Source organism: Flavobacterium ginsengisoli (genome assembly GCF_029625315.1).
Classification (GTDB): domain Bacteria; phylum Bacteroidota; class Bacteroidia; order Flavobacteriales; family Flavobacteriaceae; genus Flavobacterium; species Flavobacterium ginsengisoli.
On record NZ_CP121110.1, the window covers coordinates 4,325,673 to 4,339,797 of the forward strand.

17 protein-coding genes and 2 pseudogenes are annotated in these 14,125 nt (G+C 28.6%); all 19 read left to right on the plus strand.

Going from position 1 to position 14,125, the window contains the following annotated elements; genetic code table 11:
• Nucleotides 1–42: 42 nt before the first annotated feature.
• The 19 genes and pseudogenes from P5P87_RS20450 to P5P87_RS20535 all read left to right on the plus strand — a co-directional run bounded on the left by P5P87_RS20450 (nt 43) and on the right by P5P87_RS20535 (nt 14,114).
• Nucleotides 43–906 (plus strand): ABC transporter permease, encoded by an 864-nt coding sequence (locus tag P5P87_RS20450; protein ID WP_278020433.1) that lies wholly within the window; start codon nt 43–45, stop codon nt 904–906.
• A pseudogene (locus tag P5P87_RS20455) lies at nt 907–2,122 on the plus strand (ABC transporter ATP-binding protein).
• Complete coding sequence (locus P5P87_RS20460; RefSeq protein WP_278020434.1) at nt 2,107–2,622, plus strand: acyltransferase; 516 nt, start codon at nt 2,107–2,109, stop codon at nt 2,620–2,622. The pseudogene P5P87_RS20455 and the gene P5P87_RS20460 overlap by 16 nt, the downstream one beginning before the upstream one ends.
• Before the next feature lie 7 nt (nt 2,623–2,629).
• A complete protein-coding gene (locus P5P87_RS20465; protein ID WP_278020435.1) occupies nt 2,630–3,037 on the plus strand; it encodes a class I SAM-dependent methyltransferase in 408 nt (135 codons plus the stop codon).
• A gap of 38 nt (nt 3,038–3,075) precedes the next feature.
• Entirely contained in the window at nt 3,076–3,441 is a 366-nt protein-coding gene (locus tag P5P87_RS20470) for an FkbM family methyltransferase (RefSeq protein WP_278022819.1), read from the plus strand.
• Between the two features lie 8 nt (nt 3,442–3,449).
• The gene (locus P5P87_RS20475) at nt 3,450–4,022 is read left to right on the plus strand and encodes a glycosyltransferase family 2 protein (RefSeq protein ID WP_278020436.1); all 573 of its coding nucleotides are present in this window, start codon (nt 3,450–3,452) and stop codon (nt 4,020–4,022) included.
• A gap of 264 nt (nt 4,023–4,286) precedes the next feature.
• Complete coding sequence (locus P5P87_RS20480; RefSeq protein ID WP_278020437.1) at nt 4,287–5,231, plus strand: glycosyltransferase family 2 protein; 945 nt, start codon at nt 4,287–4,289, stop codon at nt 5,229–5,231.
• A gap of 276 nt (nt 5,232–5,507) precedes the next feature.
• Nucleotides 5,508–5,801 carry a glycosyltransferase family protein gene (locus tag P5P87_RS26195; protein WP_422854102.1) on the plus strand — a complete coding sequence of 98 codons (294 nt, stop codon included), beginning with the start codon at nt 5,508–5,510 and terminating at the stop codon, nt 5,799–5,801.
• Nucleotides 5,762–6,235 carry a glycosyltransferase gene (locus P5P87_RS20485; protein WP_278020438.1) on the plus strand — a complete coding sequence of 158 codons (474 nt, stop codon included), beginning with the start codon at nt 5,762–5,764 and terminating at the stop codon, nt 6,233–6,235. The genes P5P87_RS26195 and P5P87_RS20485 overlap by 40 nt, the downstream gene beginning before the upstream one ends.
• Before the next feature lie 184 nt (nt 6,236–6,419).
• The gene (locus P5P87_RS20490; protein WP_278020439.1) at nt 6,420–6,557 is read left to right on the plus strand and encodes a hypothetical protein; all 138 of its coding nucleotides are present in this window, start codon (nt 6,420–6,422) and stop codon (nt 6,555–6,557) included.
• Nucleotides 6,558–7,207: 650 nt separating this feature from the next.
• Nucleotides 7,208–7,915, plus strand: coding sequence for a glycosyltransferase family 2 protein (locus P5P87_RS20495; protein ID WP_278020440.1), 708 nt, complete (start codon nt 7,208–7,210; stop codon nt 7,913–7,915).
• Nucleotides 7,839–8,282: a hypothetical protein gene (locus P5P87_RS20500; protein WP_278020441.1), complete on the plus strand. Its 444-nt coding sequence runs from the start codon at nt 7,839–7,841 to the stop codon at nt 8,280–8,282. The genes P5P87_RS20495 and P5P87_RS20500 overlap by 77 nt, the downstream gene beginning before the upstream one ends.
• 55 nt (nt 8,283–8,337) lie before the next feature.
• Nucleotides 8,338–9,321 (plus strand): glycosyltransferase family 2 protein, encoded by a 984-nt coding sequence (locus P5P87_RS20505; RefSeq protein ID WP_278020442.1) that lies wholly within the window; start codon nt 8,338–8,340, stop codon nt 9,319–9,321.
• Nucleotides 9,322–9,335: 14 nt separating this feature from the next.
• Nucleotides 9,336–10,154: a glycosyltransferase family 2 protein gene (locus P5P87_RS20510; protein WP_278020443.1), complete on the plus strand. Its 819-nt coding sequence runs from the start codon at nt 9,336–9,338 to the stop codon at nt 10,152–10,154.
• Nucleotides 10,151–10,936, plus strand: coding sequence for a glycosyltransferase family 2 protein (locus P5P87_RS20515; protein ID WP_278020444.1), 786 nt, complete (start codon nt 10,151–10,153; stop codon nt 10,934–10,936). The genes P5P87_RS20510 and P5P87_RS20515 overlap by 4 nt, the downstream gene beginning before the upstream one ends.
• Nucleotides 10,937–10,980: 44 nt before the next feature.
• Complete coding sequence (locus P5P87_RS20520) at nt 10,981–11,550, plus strand: glycosyltransferase (RefSeq protein WP_278020445.1); 570 nt, start codon at nt 10,981–10,983, stop codon at nt 11,548–11,550.
• Nucleotides 11,551–11,552: 2 nt separating this feature from the next.
• Nucleotides 11,553–11,891, plus strand: a complete 339-nt coding sequence (locus tag P5P87_RS20525; RefSeq protein WP_278020446.1) for a hypothetical protein — start codon at nt 11,553–11,555, stop codon at nt 11,889–11,891.
• 187 nt (nt 11,892–12,078) lie between these two features.
• On the plus strand, nt 12,079–13,245 hold the full coding sequence (locus tag P5P87_RS20530) for an acylneuraminate cytidylyltransferase (protein WP_198857726.1): 1,167 nt from the start codon (nt 12,079–12,081) through the stop codon (nt 13,243–13,245).
• A pseudogene (locus P5P87_RS20535) lies at nt 13,232–14,114 on the plus strand (N-acetylneuraminate synthase family protein). The gene P5P87_RS20530 and the pseudogene P5P87_RS20535 overlap by 14 nt, the downstream one beginning before the upstream one ends.
• The last annotated feature ends 11 nt before the right edge of the window (nt 14,115–14,125 follow it).

A 14,125-nucleotide genomic window follows, 5' to 3' on the forward strand; every position in this document is an offset into this window, starting at 1 on the left:
AAATCTTGTTAATTTTTCACAATAAGGTTTTTACGCTCTTAAATGGATTCTAAAAATACAAACGATTGGTTGTTTGAGATAACACCAAAAAATAAATTTCTTACGCTCAATTTTAAGGAAATTTGGCAATATAGAGATTTATTAATGCTTTTTGTTAAGAGAGATATTATAACAGTTTATAAACAAACTGTTTTGGGACCTCTATGGTATTTAATACAGCCTTTGTTTACTTCTATTACTTTTACTATTATTTTTAATAACGTTGCAGGAATTAAGACAGGAACGATTCCTCCATTTTTATTCAATTTAGCAGGAATAATGGTTTGGAATTATTTTACTGCTTGTTTAAATGGGACTTCTGATACATTTAAATCTAATGCCAATATATTTGGAAAAGTATATTTCCCAAGAATTATTACTCCTTTGTCTATAGTGATTTCGAACTTAATTAAATTTGGGATTCAATTAGGTATATTTATTTTCTTTTACATTTTCTTTTATTTTCAAGGAGTAGATTTACAACTTAATATGTCTATATTGTTTTTTCCAATCTTAATTTCAGTTATGGGAATTTTGGGACTAGGTTTAGGAATGATGATTTCTTCAATGGTTACAAAATATAGGGATCTAAATAATTTGGTTGGTTTTGGTGTACAGCTTTTAATGTATATATCTGCCGTAATGTACCCGATGGAATTAATAAAAGAAAAACTCCCAAAATACGGTTGGATTGTAGAATACAATCCATTAGCTTATGTGATAGAAACTTCACGTTATATGTTATTAAATATTGGGAATATATCAATTTTAGGTTTAATATATACAATGGTAGTTACAATTGTTGTTTTCTTTACTGGATTATTAGTTTTTAATAGAACAGAAAAAAGCTTTATAGATACCGTATAAATGAAAGATATAATATTAAAAGCCGAAAATATTTCTAAACAATACCGTTTAGGTCAAGTCGGTACAGGTACTTTAAGCCATGATTTGAATCGATGGTGGCATAAAATTAGAGGAAAAGAAAATCCATATCTAAAAATAGGTGATACTAACGATCGTTCTACCAAAGGAACGTCAGATTATGTTTGGGCTTTACAGGATATAAATTTTGAAGTTGAAAGAGGAGAAGTTTTAGGAATTATTGGAAAAAATGGAGCAGGAAAATCTACGCTTTTAAAAATACTTTCAAAAGTTACGGCTCCAACAACAGGTAGTATAAAATCTCGAGGACGTATTGCTTCTTTATTAGAAGTTGGCACAGGGTTTAATGGAGAAATGACTGGTCGAGAAAACATATTTCTAAACGGTGCTATTTTAGGAATGACCAAGAAAGAAATTACTTCAAAACTGGATGAAATTATTGAGTTTTCTGGATGCGAACGTTATATTGATACTCCAGTTAAAAGATATAGTTCTGGAATGACAGTTCGTTTAGCATTTGCTGTTGCGGCTTTTTTAGAACCTGAAATACTAGTTGTTGATGAGGTTTTAGCCGTTGGTGATGCCGAATTTCAAAAAAGCAATTGGTAAAATGCAAGATATTTCTAGGGGTGAAGGAAGGACAGTGTTATTTGTGAGTCATAATATGCCAGCAGTTAGAAGTCTTTGTACTAGGGGGTTGATTTTAGAATATGGAAAAACAGTTTTTGAAGGAAATATTAATGAGTCGATAGATTATTATTTAAATAATAACTTAATACTTGAGAAACTTTATCTTAATAAAAAAGTACCTAAAGTTAATGGTATTAAAAGTGTAAAAATTCTGGAGGCTAATGAATATTTACACCATAGTGAAAGCATTAAAATTGAAATAAGGCTTAATAATCAAATACAAAATATTAATGTGGGTATTGCAGTTCTAAATTCTGATAAAGTCAAAATATTTACCACATTTCATTTAATGGCTTCTAAATCCGATATTGTTTTTTGCAAGATTCCTGCGAAAACATTATTAAAAGGAACTTTTAGTTTAGATGTGGCAGTATTTGAAGATTCAAGAGTTTTTGAATATTTAAATGATATTTGTAATTTTCAAATTGAAGATTTAGATAACGATTATAAAATATATAATGGAAGTATTGGTGACATAAAAATTGATTGCAAATGGTACGGAAATTAATTGATAAGTTTTATAAAAAAAATGATTCAATATTATTAGACAAGACCGTAAAGGTATATCCTAATGTTATTTTGGAAACAAATTATGGAGGATCTATTGAGATTGGTAAGAATTGTGAATTACTTTATGGTGTTATTTTAATGACGTATGGCGGAAAAATAAAAATTGGTCATTCTTGTTCTATAAATCCTTATACCGTTTTATATGGCCATGGTAATTTAACTATTGGAAATAATGTTCTAATTGCAGGACATGTATTGATAATTCCAGCAAATCATCGATTTGATGACATAAATATTCCTATAAATAAACAGGGAGAAAATAGAAAAGGAATCATAATTAAAGATAATGTTTGGATCGGTGCTGGTTGTCAAATTTTAGACGGAGTAATTGTAGAAGAGGGGGCAATTATTGCAGCTGGTTCTGTTGTTACAAAAAATGTAAAAGCAAACACGATTGTTGGCGGAGTACCGGCAAAACTAATTAAATTAAGACCGTAGTACTAAAATGAAATTAAAAAAGCTACGAAAGATATATCGTATATTATTTCCGGTAAAATTTTCTGAGAAACAAATTTTTATTAATGAATTGCAATCAAACTGTTTAATAAAGGAGTTTAAAGAAACAAATTCTTTATTCTTACTCAACTTATGTAATGGTAAACAGATTTATCTTAGAGACTATACCCATAGTGATTACTCCGTTTTTACTCAAATATTTAAAGATGAAGAATATAAAATAGCTTTGTCTTTTTTTAAGTATAATAGGGATTTTAAGAATGCAGTAATGATTGATGTAGGTGCAAACATAGGTTATGCAACTATATATTTTCAGGAAAAATTAAAGTTTGACCATATCATTTGTATAGAGCCTTCAATATCTAATTTTAATATTTTAAAAAAAATATTGAATTAATAGATAATTCAAAAGACATTTTACTTCTAAATAAAGCCATTGCAGATAAAGAAAATTTGAAATTCAAAATTGAAAACAATTTTAGAGATGGAAAGGATTGGTCAATTACTACAAAAAAAAGTGATTTTGGAGAAATTCAAGGAATTACACTCAATGAAATAATAAGGGAAAACGACTTAAAGGAAATAACTTTATTAAAAATAGATATTGAAGGTGCTGAAAGATTTATTTTCCAAAGTTCTACAGATTTATCATTTTTAAATATCACAAAAGTTATTGTTATTGAAATTCATGATGAGTTTAATGTAAGAGATAGTATTTATAAGATATTAAGCGATAAACAATTTGTATTAATAGAATCTGGTGAAACAACAATCGGTATAAATAAAAATTTCCTCAATTAAAAAACAAAATGTCTCCAAAATTAAGTGTAATTATCCCTTGTTACAATTCAGAGGCTACTCTAGAATTAACTTTAAATTCGATATTGAATCAAAATTTTCAAGAATGGGAAGCTATAATTATCAATGACGGATCTAAAGATGCAACGGAAGAGATTTCAATAAAATGGACTGAAAAAGATAAGCGTTTCAAATATTTTTCAAAAGAAAATGGAGGATTAGGCAAAGCAAGAAATTTTGGAATTGAAAGAGCACAAGGAATTTATATACTTCCTTTAGATTCTGATAATCTTGTTGAAGAGAATTTTAGTAGAAAGGCAATCTCTGTTTTTGAAAAAGATTTAAGTATTGGTGTAGTGCATGGATACGCAGAATATTTTGGAGAAAAAAAGGACTATGGAAAATTGAAGATTTCAATTTACAAAAAATGCTTATTCATAACTATATTGATGCTTGTGCAATTTTTAAAAAAGAGTTATGGCAAAAAAATGGGGGTTATGATGAGAATATGCCACATCAAGGTCATGAGGATTGGGAATTTTGGCTGGCTCTCGGAATTAATAACACCAAGTTTTATAATTTAAACGAAATTACGTTCAAATATTTTGTAGCTCAAAATTCTATGATTAGATCATTTTCAAAAGAAATGATGATTGCAAATCAAGACTATATTGCGAAAAAATATTGTAAAGTCTATTATGATGAGTATTGCAAAACCTTTTTTCAAATAAAGAACACTAATAAGAAGATAGATTCAAAATTAAAAAGTGAAAAATTTGTAATTAATCTTTTCTGTTATACTTTTTTCAGATTTAAAATTTTTAAAGAAAATAGATCGTAATTTTGTAATGAGTCTACAGATAAAGCCTTTGGTTTCTATTATTATTCCAAATTATAATCATGAGAAATTTCTAACTCAGAGATTAGAAAGTGTATTCAATCAGACTTTTCAGGATTTTGAAGTTATTTTGCTTGATGATTGCAGTAGTGATAACAGCATACTTATTTTAAAACAATATGCTAATCATCCTAAAGTTTCTCATTGTATTTTCAATACCAATAATTCAGGAAGTCCTTTTATACAATGGGACAGAGGTATTAAAGCTTCAGAAGGGAAATATATCTGGATTGCCGAATCTGATGATTTCTGTGATATAGATTTTTTGACTAAATTATTAAAACCCTTACTAGATAATGATTCATTAGGAATTGCATATTGTCAGACAAACGATGTAGATGAAAATGGAATAATTTTGAAAAATAGAATTTCTTATACTCAAATATTTCAACCTAATATTTGGGAAAAATCATTTTCTCAAAAAGGTGAAGATTTTGTCAAATTATATCTTAGTTTCTTTAATGTTATTCCAAATGCAAGTGCTGTAATCTTTAAAAAGGAATTGTTAGAAACATCTTTTCTATTAGCTTCTGTATTAAAAATGAAGATGTGTGGAGATTGGTATTTTTGGATAAAAATAATGTTAAATTCAGAAGTTTTTTTTCTAAATGAAACATTGAATTATTTTAGAAATCACAATTCTGTTACTCGAAATCATACAACGATACTTAAAAAAAGACAACGTTTATTAGAAGAGAAAGAAGTGCGGTCTTTTTTGCAGTCAATCAAATTAAATAATTTTGAATCAGAAAAGGTTTTATACAACAGATGGTTTAAATTGTACTCCTTTAGAAATCTTTTTCGAAAATCTTTTTATGAAATCAAATTAGATCAGACATCTTATTTTAGTTTTTTTAAAACATATTTTTTTTTAAAATCTAAAAAAATTAAATGAAATATGAAATTTAAAAAATAATAGAATAGCGATTGTAGCGCCAGGGCAAAATAAATATTCAGAAACTTTTATTCAAGAACAAAAGAAAGGATTAAAAGGAGAAATCTTTTATTATTACAACGGAACCCCTCCTAATTTTCTTGAAGATAAAGGAAAATTATTCTCAAAATTTGATTTGACTGTTTTTAACATAAAACACAAATTAAGGCTTACAAGATTTAGTGCGATAGAACAAGCCTTTATACGATCACTAAAAAAAATAAGATAGATGTAGTTCTGGCACAATATGGCCCAACAGCGCATAAAATTGTCTCACTCTGCAAAAAAATAAATTTACCTTTAATAACTCACTTTCATGGTTATGATGCTTCCGAGTATTCTATCATAACACAATGCAATAATTATAAAGAAGTGTTTTCATATAGTAAATATGTTATTGCTGTATCATTATCAATGAAACAAAGATTAATTGATCTTGGCTGTTCAAATGAGAAAATAGTTTACAATTCATGTGCGCCAAATTCTATTTTTTGGATGTTAATCCCTCATTTAAAAACTCAACTTTTATAGCTGTAGGGCGTTTTGTAAATAAGAAGGCTCCGTATTATACTATTTTGGCCTTTAATAAAGTTTTGAATAAATTTCCAGATGCAAAATTAGTTATTGGTGGAGACGGAGTATTGTACGAAACCTGTGTAAATTTAATACGTTATTTAAAAATAGATAATAATGTATCGTTGCCTGGAATAATTGGAAGAGAAGATTTTCTTGGATATTTAGAAGACTCTTTAGCTTTTGTTCAACATTCAATAACTGCAATTTCTGGAGATCAGGAAGGTACACCTGTCGCAATTTTAGAGGCTTCCGCTGCAGGATTGCCTGTTATTTCAACCCAACATGCTGGCATTCCTGATGTCATCATTGATGGCAAAACCGGTTTTTTAGTAGAAGAGCATGATGTAGAAATGATGGCAGAAAAAGATGATATTTTTTCTAGAAAATAGAAGTGTGGCAAAGCAATTTGGTGAAAAAGGAAAAGAACTCGTAAAAAGTAATTTTACGTTAAAGAAACATTTAGATGTAATAGATGATCTAATAGAAAAAGCCTTAATTAAAACGTAAGTATTCTATAATTTCTATTATTGCTTTATACGATTTAGAAATGTTAATCAAAGAAAATTAGAAAATATGGATACGATTGATAAATCTAAAATTGCCATTCTTACCACTGTTACAAATTTTGAGTTGTATAAAAGAACATCTACAATTTTTCCAGAGGAGATTGATAAAATCGTTATTGATGGAACTAATGGGAGTATGGTTTAGAGAGTATAAACTATATGTTTAAGAAACTCAACAATAAAAAGTATGAGTGGATTATAATGGCAGATGAAGACATTTTTTTCTATGATTCTAATCTTGTTTTCGATTTGATCACGTACATGGACAAAAATAATTATCAAATATCTGGAGTTAGAAATGGTAGATTAATTAAACACAGAATTAATAACCCAGAAGTAATTGACACTTTTTTCTATGTAATAAATTATAAGAAATATACGGCTTTAAGTCGGTCAAAGAACACCAAATATTTATTCCAGAAATTTTTGAGAATAAAGACTATTCTTTTTAAAATACGATTATGATATAAAGAGCCTTGATGAATCATATTACTGTTTTTTTTTTTGGTCTATTCTAAAAGGCTTTAAAATTTTATATCTCGATACAATAAATCCAGTTAAAAATGATGAAACAGGAAATATAGTTCTTGATGTAAATGGAAATAAAATAGCTTTTCACAGCTGGTATGCTCGTGCCTATAAAGTTCATGAAGATCAAACCAAAAGAATTGATCATTATATAAGAGAATTTAAGATTGAAGAAGCATTAATCAATTTAAAAGATGTGCATATTTTTAAAAAGAGATTTTTTAATTTTAAGAAAAGATTTAAAAAAATAAAAAAATATATAGGAAAATGATAACAATAATTTTTCCTTATCGCAATAGAGAATCCGTCCGGGTTAAACGCTCTTTAGATTCGCTGAGGGAACAGACAAATTCTGATTTTGAAGTTGTTTTTGTAGACTATGGCTCAAATTCAGTTTCAGCATCCAATATTAAAGACTTGGTGGCTAATTATAAATTTGTAAAATATATTTATAATTATTCAGAATTTCAGCCTTGGTCAAGAGCTAAAGCAATTAACATTGGACTAAAAAATGCTACCACAGAGTACATATTTACAGCTGATGTTGATATGATTTTTAATCCAAATTTTGTTTGTAAACTTCATGAATTAAAAAATCCACTTAAAGGCTATTATTTTAAAGTTGGTTTTTTGAATGAAAAAGAATCAGAGTCTGATAAGAAATTTCAAGATCTTGAAATTGATTTTAGCAGTGGAGTTGGCGCGCAAGGATTATCATTATTTCATCTTAATAGTTTGAAAGAAGTAAGAGGATATGATGAGTTTTTGCATTTTTGGGGAGCTGAAGATATCGATATTCATAATCGATTAGAAAAAAATGGGGTCGAAAGTATTTTTTATTCAGAAGAAATTTTAATGCTCCATCAATGGCATACTAGCTATAGAAAAGAAGAAAAAAATGCTTACAAAAGATTTGCAACTGACAGATATTATAAAAATAAATCATCAAAAACTGTTAGCAAATACAGAAAATAGAGAAGTGCAAGTTAATAATGTAAAATGGGGAGCTGGTATTTGTAAAAATGATTTTGAGATTTTAAAAAAAGATAAGAAAGAAAAAATAATGCTTAATAAAAAAGAGATTGTTAGCCACTTTCTGTTTTGTGAATTACCGAATTTTGAAGACGATATTTTAAATATTAGTTTTGTGGAAGATCCTTTTCAGAATTCTCTGAAATATAAACTAAAGAAAATTCTAGGCAAAAAAGTTCCTAAATATTATACTTTAAAAGAAATTAATGATTTACTGTTGCTTCATATTATTTCTTTTTATCATACTTTTCCTTACTTGTACGAGGTCAGTGACGAATTAAATAGTATCAGATTCAAAATAAAAAAATAAGTGATTAGAAAAGCAAACCTCAAAAGAATTGAGCTGTTTCGAAAATATAAATCTCATGAATGAGCCTAAAGTTTCTGTAATAATTCCAACATATAATCGTGCACACATTATTAGTGAGACGCTAGATAGTATACTAAACCAAACTTATCAAAATTGGGAATGTATTATTGTCGATGATGGTTCAAATGACAATACAGAAAACATAATAAATAAATATTTAAAAAACGATAATCGTTTTAAGTTTTACCGCCGTCCAGATGATCGTTTAAAGGGGGCGAATGCGTGCAGAAATTATGGAATTGAAAATAGTTGTGGTACATATATAATGTTTTTAGATTCAGATGATATTTGTGAGTCTTTTTGTTTAGAAGAAAGAGCAGGTATAGTAGCAAATGATCTTTCTATAGATTTATTAATTAGAGATGGAGCCTTTCTTATTGATGAAGTAAAACAGTCATATTCCATTAACAAAGATCCAGAACTAAAAAATAATGAAAATTATTTAATGATGTTTTTAAGCTATAATACTCCTTGGCAAACTACTGCAGTTCTGTATAAAAAAAGTAGTATAAGGAATTGTTGGTTTGATGAAAAATTAAAGCGTTTTCAGGATTTAAGTTTTAATATTAGAGTACTTTCGCAACCTAAAGAATTAAAGATACATAGGGATTATAAAATCGATAATTATTATCGACAGGATGATGAAAAGGTTGTAAAGAACAATTTTATTGGTAATATGTATGAATCTTTTGTTGTTTTTCATCAAGTCCATATTAATTTGTTTGAAAATAAAATTTACAAAGGAGACTTTAGAAGATTTAATTGTAAAATCATTTATCAATTTGTAATACCATATTTCTATCAAAATAGAAAAGCATCAAATCGATTTCTTTTTTGGACAGTAAAATCCAATATATATTCTTTATCACAAAAATTGACATTGATTATTTTGTTGATTGTTCTCAATACAAGTTTATATAAAATAAAAGGTATAGGAATGTACCAATTACGAAATAAGATAAAAAGCTTCGCTAATTAATTCCAATAAAATAAATGTCGAATAAAACTTTAATCTCTGTCATTGTTCCTTGTTATAAACAATCTCACTTTTTAGATGAAAATTTACAATCGGTTTTAGATCAGACTTTTGAGGATTGGGAATGCATTATTGTTAATGATGGAAGCCCAGATGAAACCGAGGAAATAGCTCAAGAATGGTGTAGAAAAGATGATCGTTTTAAATATTTAAAAAAAGAAAATGGAGGCTTGCCAAGTGCAAGAAATGCAGGAATTGCAATTAGTAAAGGAAAATATATTTTACCTCTAGATTCAGATGATAAAATTCATTTGAGCTATCTTGAAAAGATATGTAAAGCTTTTTCTGATAATCCGGACATAAAAATGGTGACCTCTAGAATTCAATTATTTGGAGTTAGTAACGAGGAGATGAAATTGCCAGATTATAGCTATAGAAAAATATTAGTTCAAAATTGTTTTGCGCATTGTTCCGCTTTTAAGAAAGATTCTTGGGAAGAAGTTAATGGTTATGATGAAAACATGAAATCTTTTGAAGATTGGGAATTCTGGATTAGGATACTAGATGAAAACAGTAAAGTCTTTAAAATTCCTGAGTTAATGTTTATTTATAGAAAACACCTTGAAGGAAGTATGACTAATAAATTTGTAACCAATCCAGATTTTTATTTCGGACTTTATGATTATGTGTATGAGAAACATAAAGACATTTATAAAAAATATTTTTCAAATCCAATTATAGCATATAATGAGAATTTAATTTTAGAGGAGTTTAATAAAAAAATCAAAAGACATTTTCTCTTCAAATTGTATGTTAAAATAAAAAAAATGCTATGATTAGTGTTGTAATTAGAAATAAAAATCAAGAAAAAGCATTAGAATTTTTATTGAAAAATTTAAAAGAACGCTATTTTCAAGATATAAATGAGATTATTGTATTAGATAATCTATCTACAGATAGAAGTAAAGATATAGCAAGTAAATTTAATGCTAAATTTGTTTCCATAGAAAAATTCAGTTATGGAGGCAGTGCAAATTTAGGTGCCTTGTCTGCATCAAATAATATTGTTGTTATTTTCAGTGCACATTCTTACCCTGTTAGTCCAGATTTCTTTAAAGTGATTAAAGAAAAGTTTGATAATAATAAGAACTTAGCAGGTCTTCGTTGTTTGCATTCTTCAAATGATTTCAAAAATTATATTCTTGGAATCGATGCGAAGACTGATCCTAATAAATCAGGAGTTATTTTTTCAGGATCAGCTTTTAGTCGTAAAGTATGGGAAGTTATTCCATTTAATGATCAAGTTCCTACTTTTGAAGATAAAGATTGGACTCTTAGAGTTTTAAAAGCGGGTTACGATATAGAATTTGCACCAGTTGTTTTTAGCTATGAAATAAAAAGAACACTGACACAAGAATATTTTAGATTTAAAAATGATGTATTAGGAAATTATCAAATATGGCATGTCGAACCTAGTATGATGTCTATCATTAAAGGTTTTATTATGTCGTTGTTTAAGGTTTGTAAAAATCCATTTATTCAGATTTATTATATTTTTAAGAGATTCTTTTTTATGATAAAGTTTAAAATTGTCAAACCGCAAAAATTTGATTATTAACGATAATTATTTTTTAATGAATTGTCAAATAATTGTGCTTTTAAATGAGAATTGGCGAAAACCCTACAAGAGATAGATTAATAGAAAAAAGTGATTCTTCGCACCGAATTATCATTCCTTTATATATACCCCATGAAAAGGATTACTATAAGGATGCATTTAAAATTTTTAAATTATGTGTCTCATCTATAATGAAGACAAGTAGTTCGATAGTAAAGATCTCGGTAGTAAGCAATGGATGTAGCGATTCTATTAACGAAAGGCTATTGGATATAGCTAAACAAGGTTTAATAGATGAGCTTACTATTGAAAAAGGGGCAATTGGAAAAGTAAATAGTATTTTAAAAGCATTAAGAACTGCTCAAGAACGCTTAATTACTGTTACTGATGCAGATGTATTATTTGTCAATGGATGGGAAGAAGGAGTTTTAGAGGTTTTCAATGCTTTCCCTAAAGCCGGATCAGTAAGTCCTGTGCCAGTTTTTAGAACACATTTAAGACTAACAAGTAATATATGGTTGAGGAATTTTTTTCTAAGAAATTATATTTTAGAGCAGTTAAAAACCCTGAAGGGCTTACTGCATTTGCAAAAAGTATTGGGTGGCCAGATTTAGAATTGAAATTTAAAGATGTTATTGCGACAATTCAATCTAAAAACAATACGATCGCTGTGCTAGGATGTTCACATTTTGTAGTTACTTATAAACGAGAAATTTTCGATCAGTCTCCAAAAACAAATAGTATTTATCAATTGGGAGGCAATAGTGAACATCTTTATCTTGATGAGCCTGTTATTAAGATGGGTGGATATCGTTTAGCTACCTATGATAATTACGCTTTTCATATGGGTAATGTTTTTGAGCCTTGGATGGAAGATGTTTATGAAAATCTAGAAGTAATAGACAAAACGGTGATGGACTATAATACCCTTCCGTTTTTAAAGAAAAAAAATTAGAGTGTTTTTTTTCTGAAAAAATTTTTAAAAAAATTTTTATGAAAAAAAAATACGTAGTTTGATTTTTAAGTATAAAGGACTAAATCAAGAACAGATAAAAAATTTTGTAAGTTGGTAACTTACTTTTAAAAGAGATCAGAAAACTTTGTGTTCTCATTTCAAGAGATAAATTAAAAAGGTAAATTTTATGAAAAAAACCGCTATAATTCCACTTCGTAAAAATTCAAAAGGAATTCCAGGGAAAAATAAAAAGAAAATGCTTGGAAGACCACTTTTTTCATGGGTTTTAACAGAAGCTATTTTCTCAGAATTAGATGAGGTTTATGTTTTTACAGACGATCAAGATATTATTGATTATATCAAGAGAGAATATTTTTGGACTCCAAAAGTAAAGACGCTCTTAAGGAATGACGAGAATGCTTCTGACACCGCATCTACAGAAAGCGCCATGCTGGAATTTGCAACATTGGTAAAAAACGATTTTGATGTGCTGTGCTTATTGCAGGCAACTTCTCCAATGACAAAAGCCCAAGATATTAATACTGCATTAAACGAAATCCTTATCAATAAAAAAGAATCGGCTTTGACTGTTGTCAATACACATCGTTTTATTTGGAATTCAAATGGAACTCCAAGTAATTATGATGTTTTTAAAAGACCAAGACGCCAAGATTTTGATGGATTATTGATTGAAAATGGAGCTGTTTATGTTACCACAAAAGACGCTTTCTTAAATTCGAAAAATAGAGTAAGCGGTTCTATTGGCTTGGTAAAAATGGCAGAAGAATCTCTTGTAGAAATTGATAGTTTATCTGATTGGGATATTATTGAAAAACTTTTAGGAGATCGTCAGAAAAAACAAAAATTGCACCAAAGAATAGATTATTTAGTTTTAGATGTCGATGGAGTTTTTACAGATGGATGCGTCTATTATGATGCCAATGGCGAAATGGCTAAAAAGTTTGACATGCGCGACGGAATGGGCTTGGAAATTTTAAGACAGAATAATGTTGAAGTTGTAGTTATGACTTCAGAAAATTCTGAATTAGTGGCGCAGAGAATGAAGAAATTGCAGATTAAACATATATTTTTAGGAGTAAAAGATAAATTTTCCTTTTTAACACATTTTCTTTCAGAGAGAAATAGTAGTTTTGGCGCCGTTTCCTACGTGGGTGATGACGTAAATGATTTGACTAATATTTGCAGTGTTGGATGGTCTTTCGCACCAGCTGATGCAACAGATATTGTAAAAGCAAATGCAGATTATGTTTTAACACACCAATCTGGAGGTGGAGCAATACGAGAAACTTGTGAAATTTTATTAAAGTACAATAAACGTTATGAAGGAATTTAAAAAACCTTATGTGATTGCAGAAATTGGATGTAATCATAAAGGCGAAATGGAAATAGCAAAGGAATTAATTAAAATAGCAAAGATCTTCGGAAACGCAGATGCAGTAAAATTCCAAAAGCGCAATAATAAAGAACTTCTAACAGAGGAACAATATTATGCTCCGCATCCAAATGCTTCTAATTCTTATGGAGAAACTTATGGTGCACATAGGGAGTTCTTAGAATTTGATGTTGAACAGCATAGAGAGTTAAAATCATATTGCGAAGAAATCGGAATTATATATTCTACATCGGTTTGGGATACGACTTCAGCAAAAGAAATCGCATCATTAAATCCAGATTTTATTAAAATACCATCTGCTTGCAACAACAATTTTGAAATGTTGGAATGGCTCAGCGAAAATTATTCGGGAGAAATTCATATTTCTACAGGAATGACAACTAAAGATGAGACAGATACTTTGGTTGAATTTTTTACTAAAAAAGAAAGAAACCAAGATTTAGTTTTATATAATTGTACATCAGGTTATCCAGTTCCTTTTGAGGATGTTTGCCTTTTAGATATTACTATCCTACAGCAAAAGTATGGGCATTTGGTAAAGCATATAGGTTTTTCTGGTCATCATTTAGGAATTGCTGTAGATATAGCGGCTTATACTTTAGGAGCTAATATTATCGAAAGGCATTATACCCTAGACAGAACTTGGAAAGGTACAGATCATGCTTGCTTCATTAGAACCAATGGGTTTACGCAAACTTACTCGTGATCTTCAGGCGGTTTATCAAGCGTTGAATTTTAAGTCTACCGATATTTTGCCAATCGAACAAATTCAAAGAGACAAACTAAAAAACAAAAAAGTACAAGCTTAAAGGAATTCAAT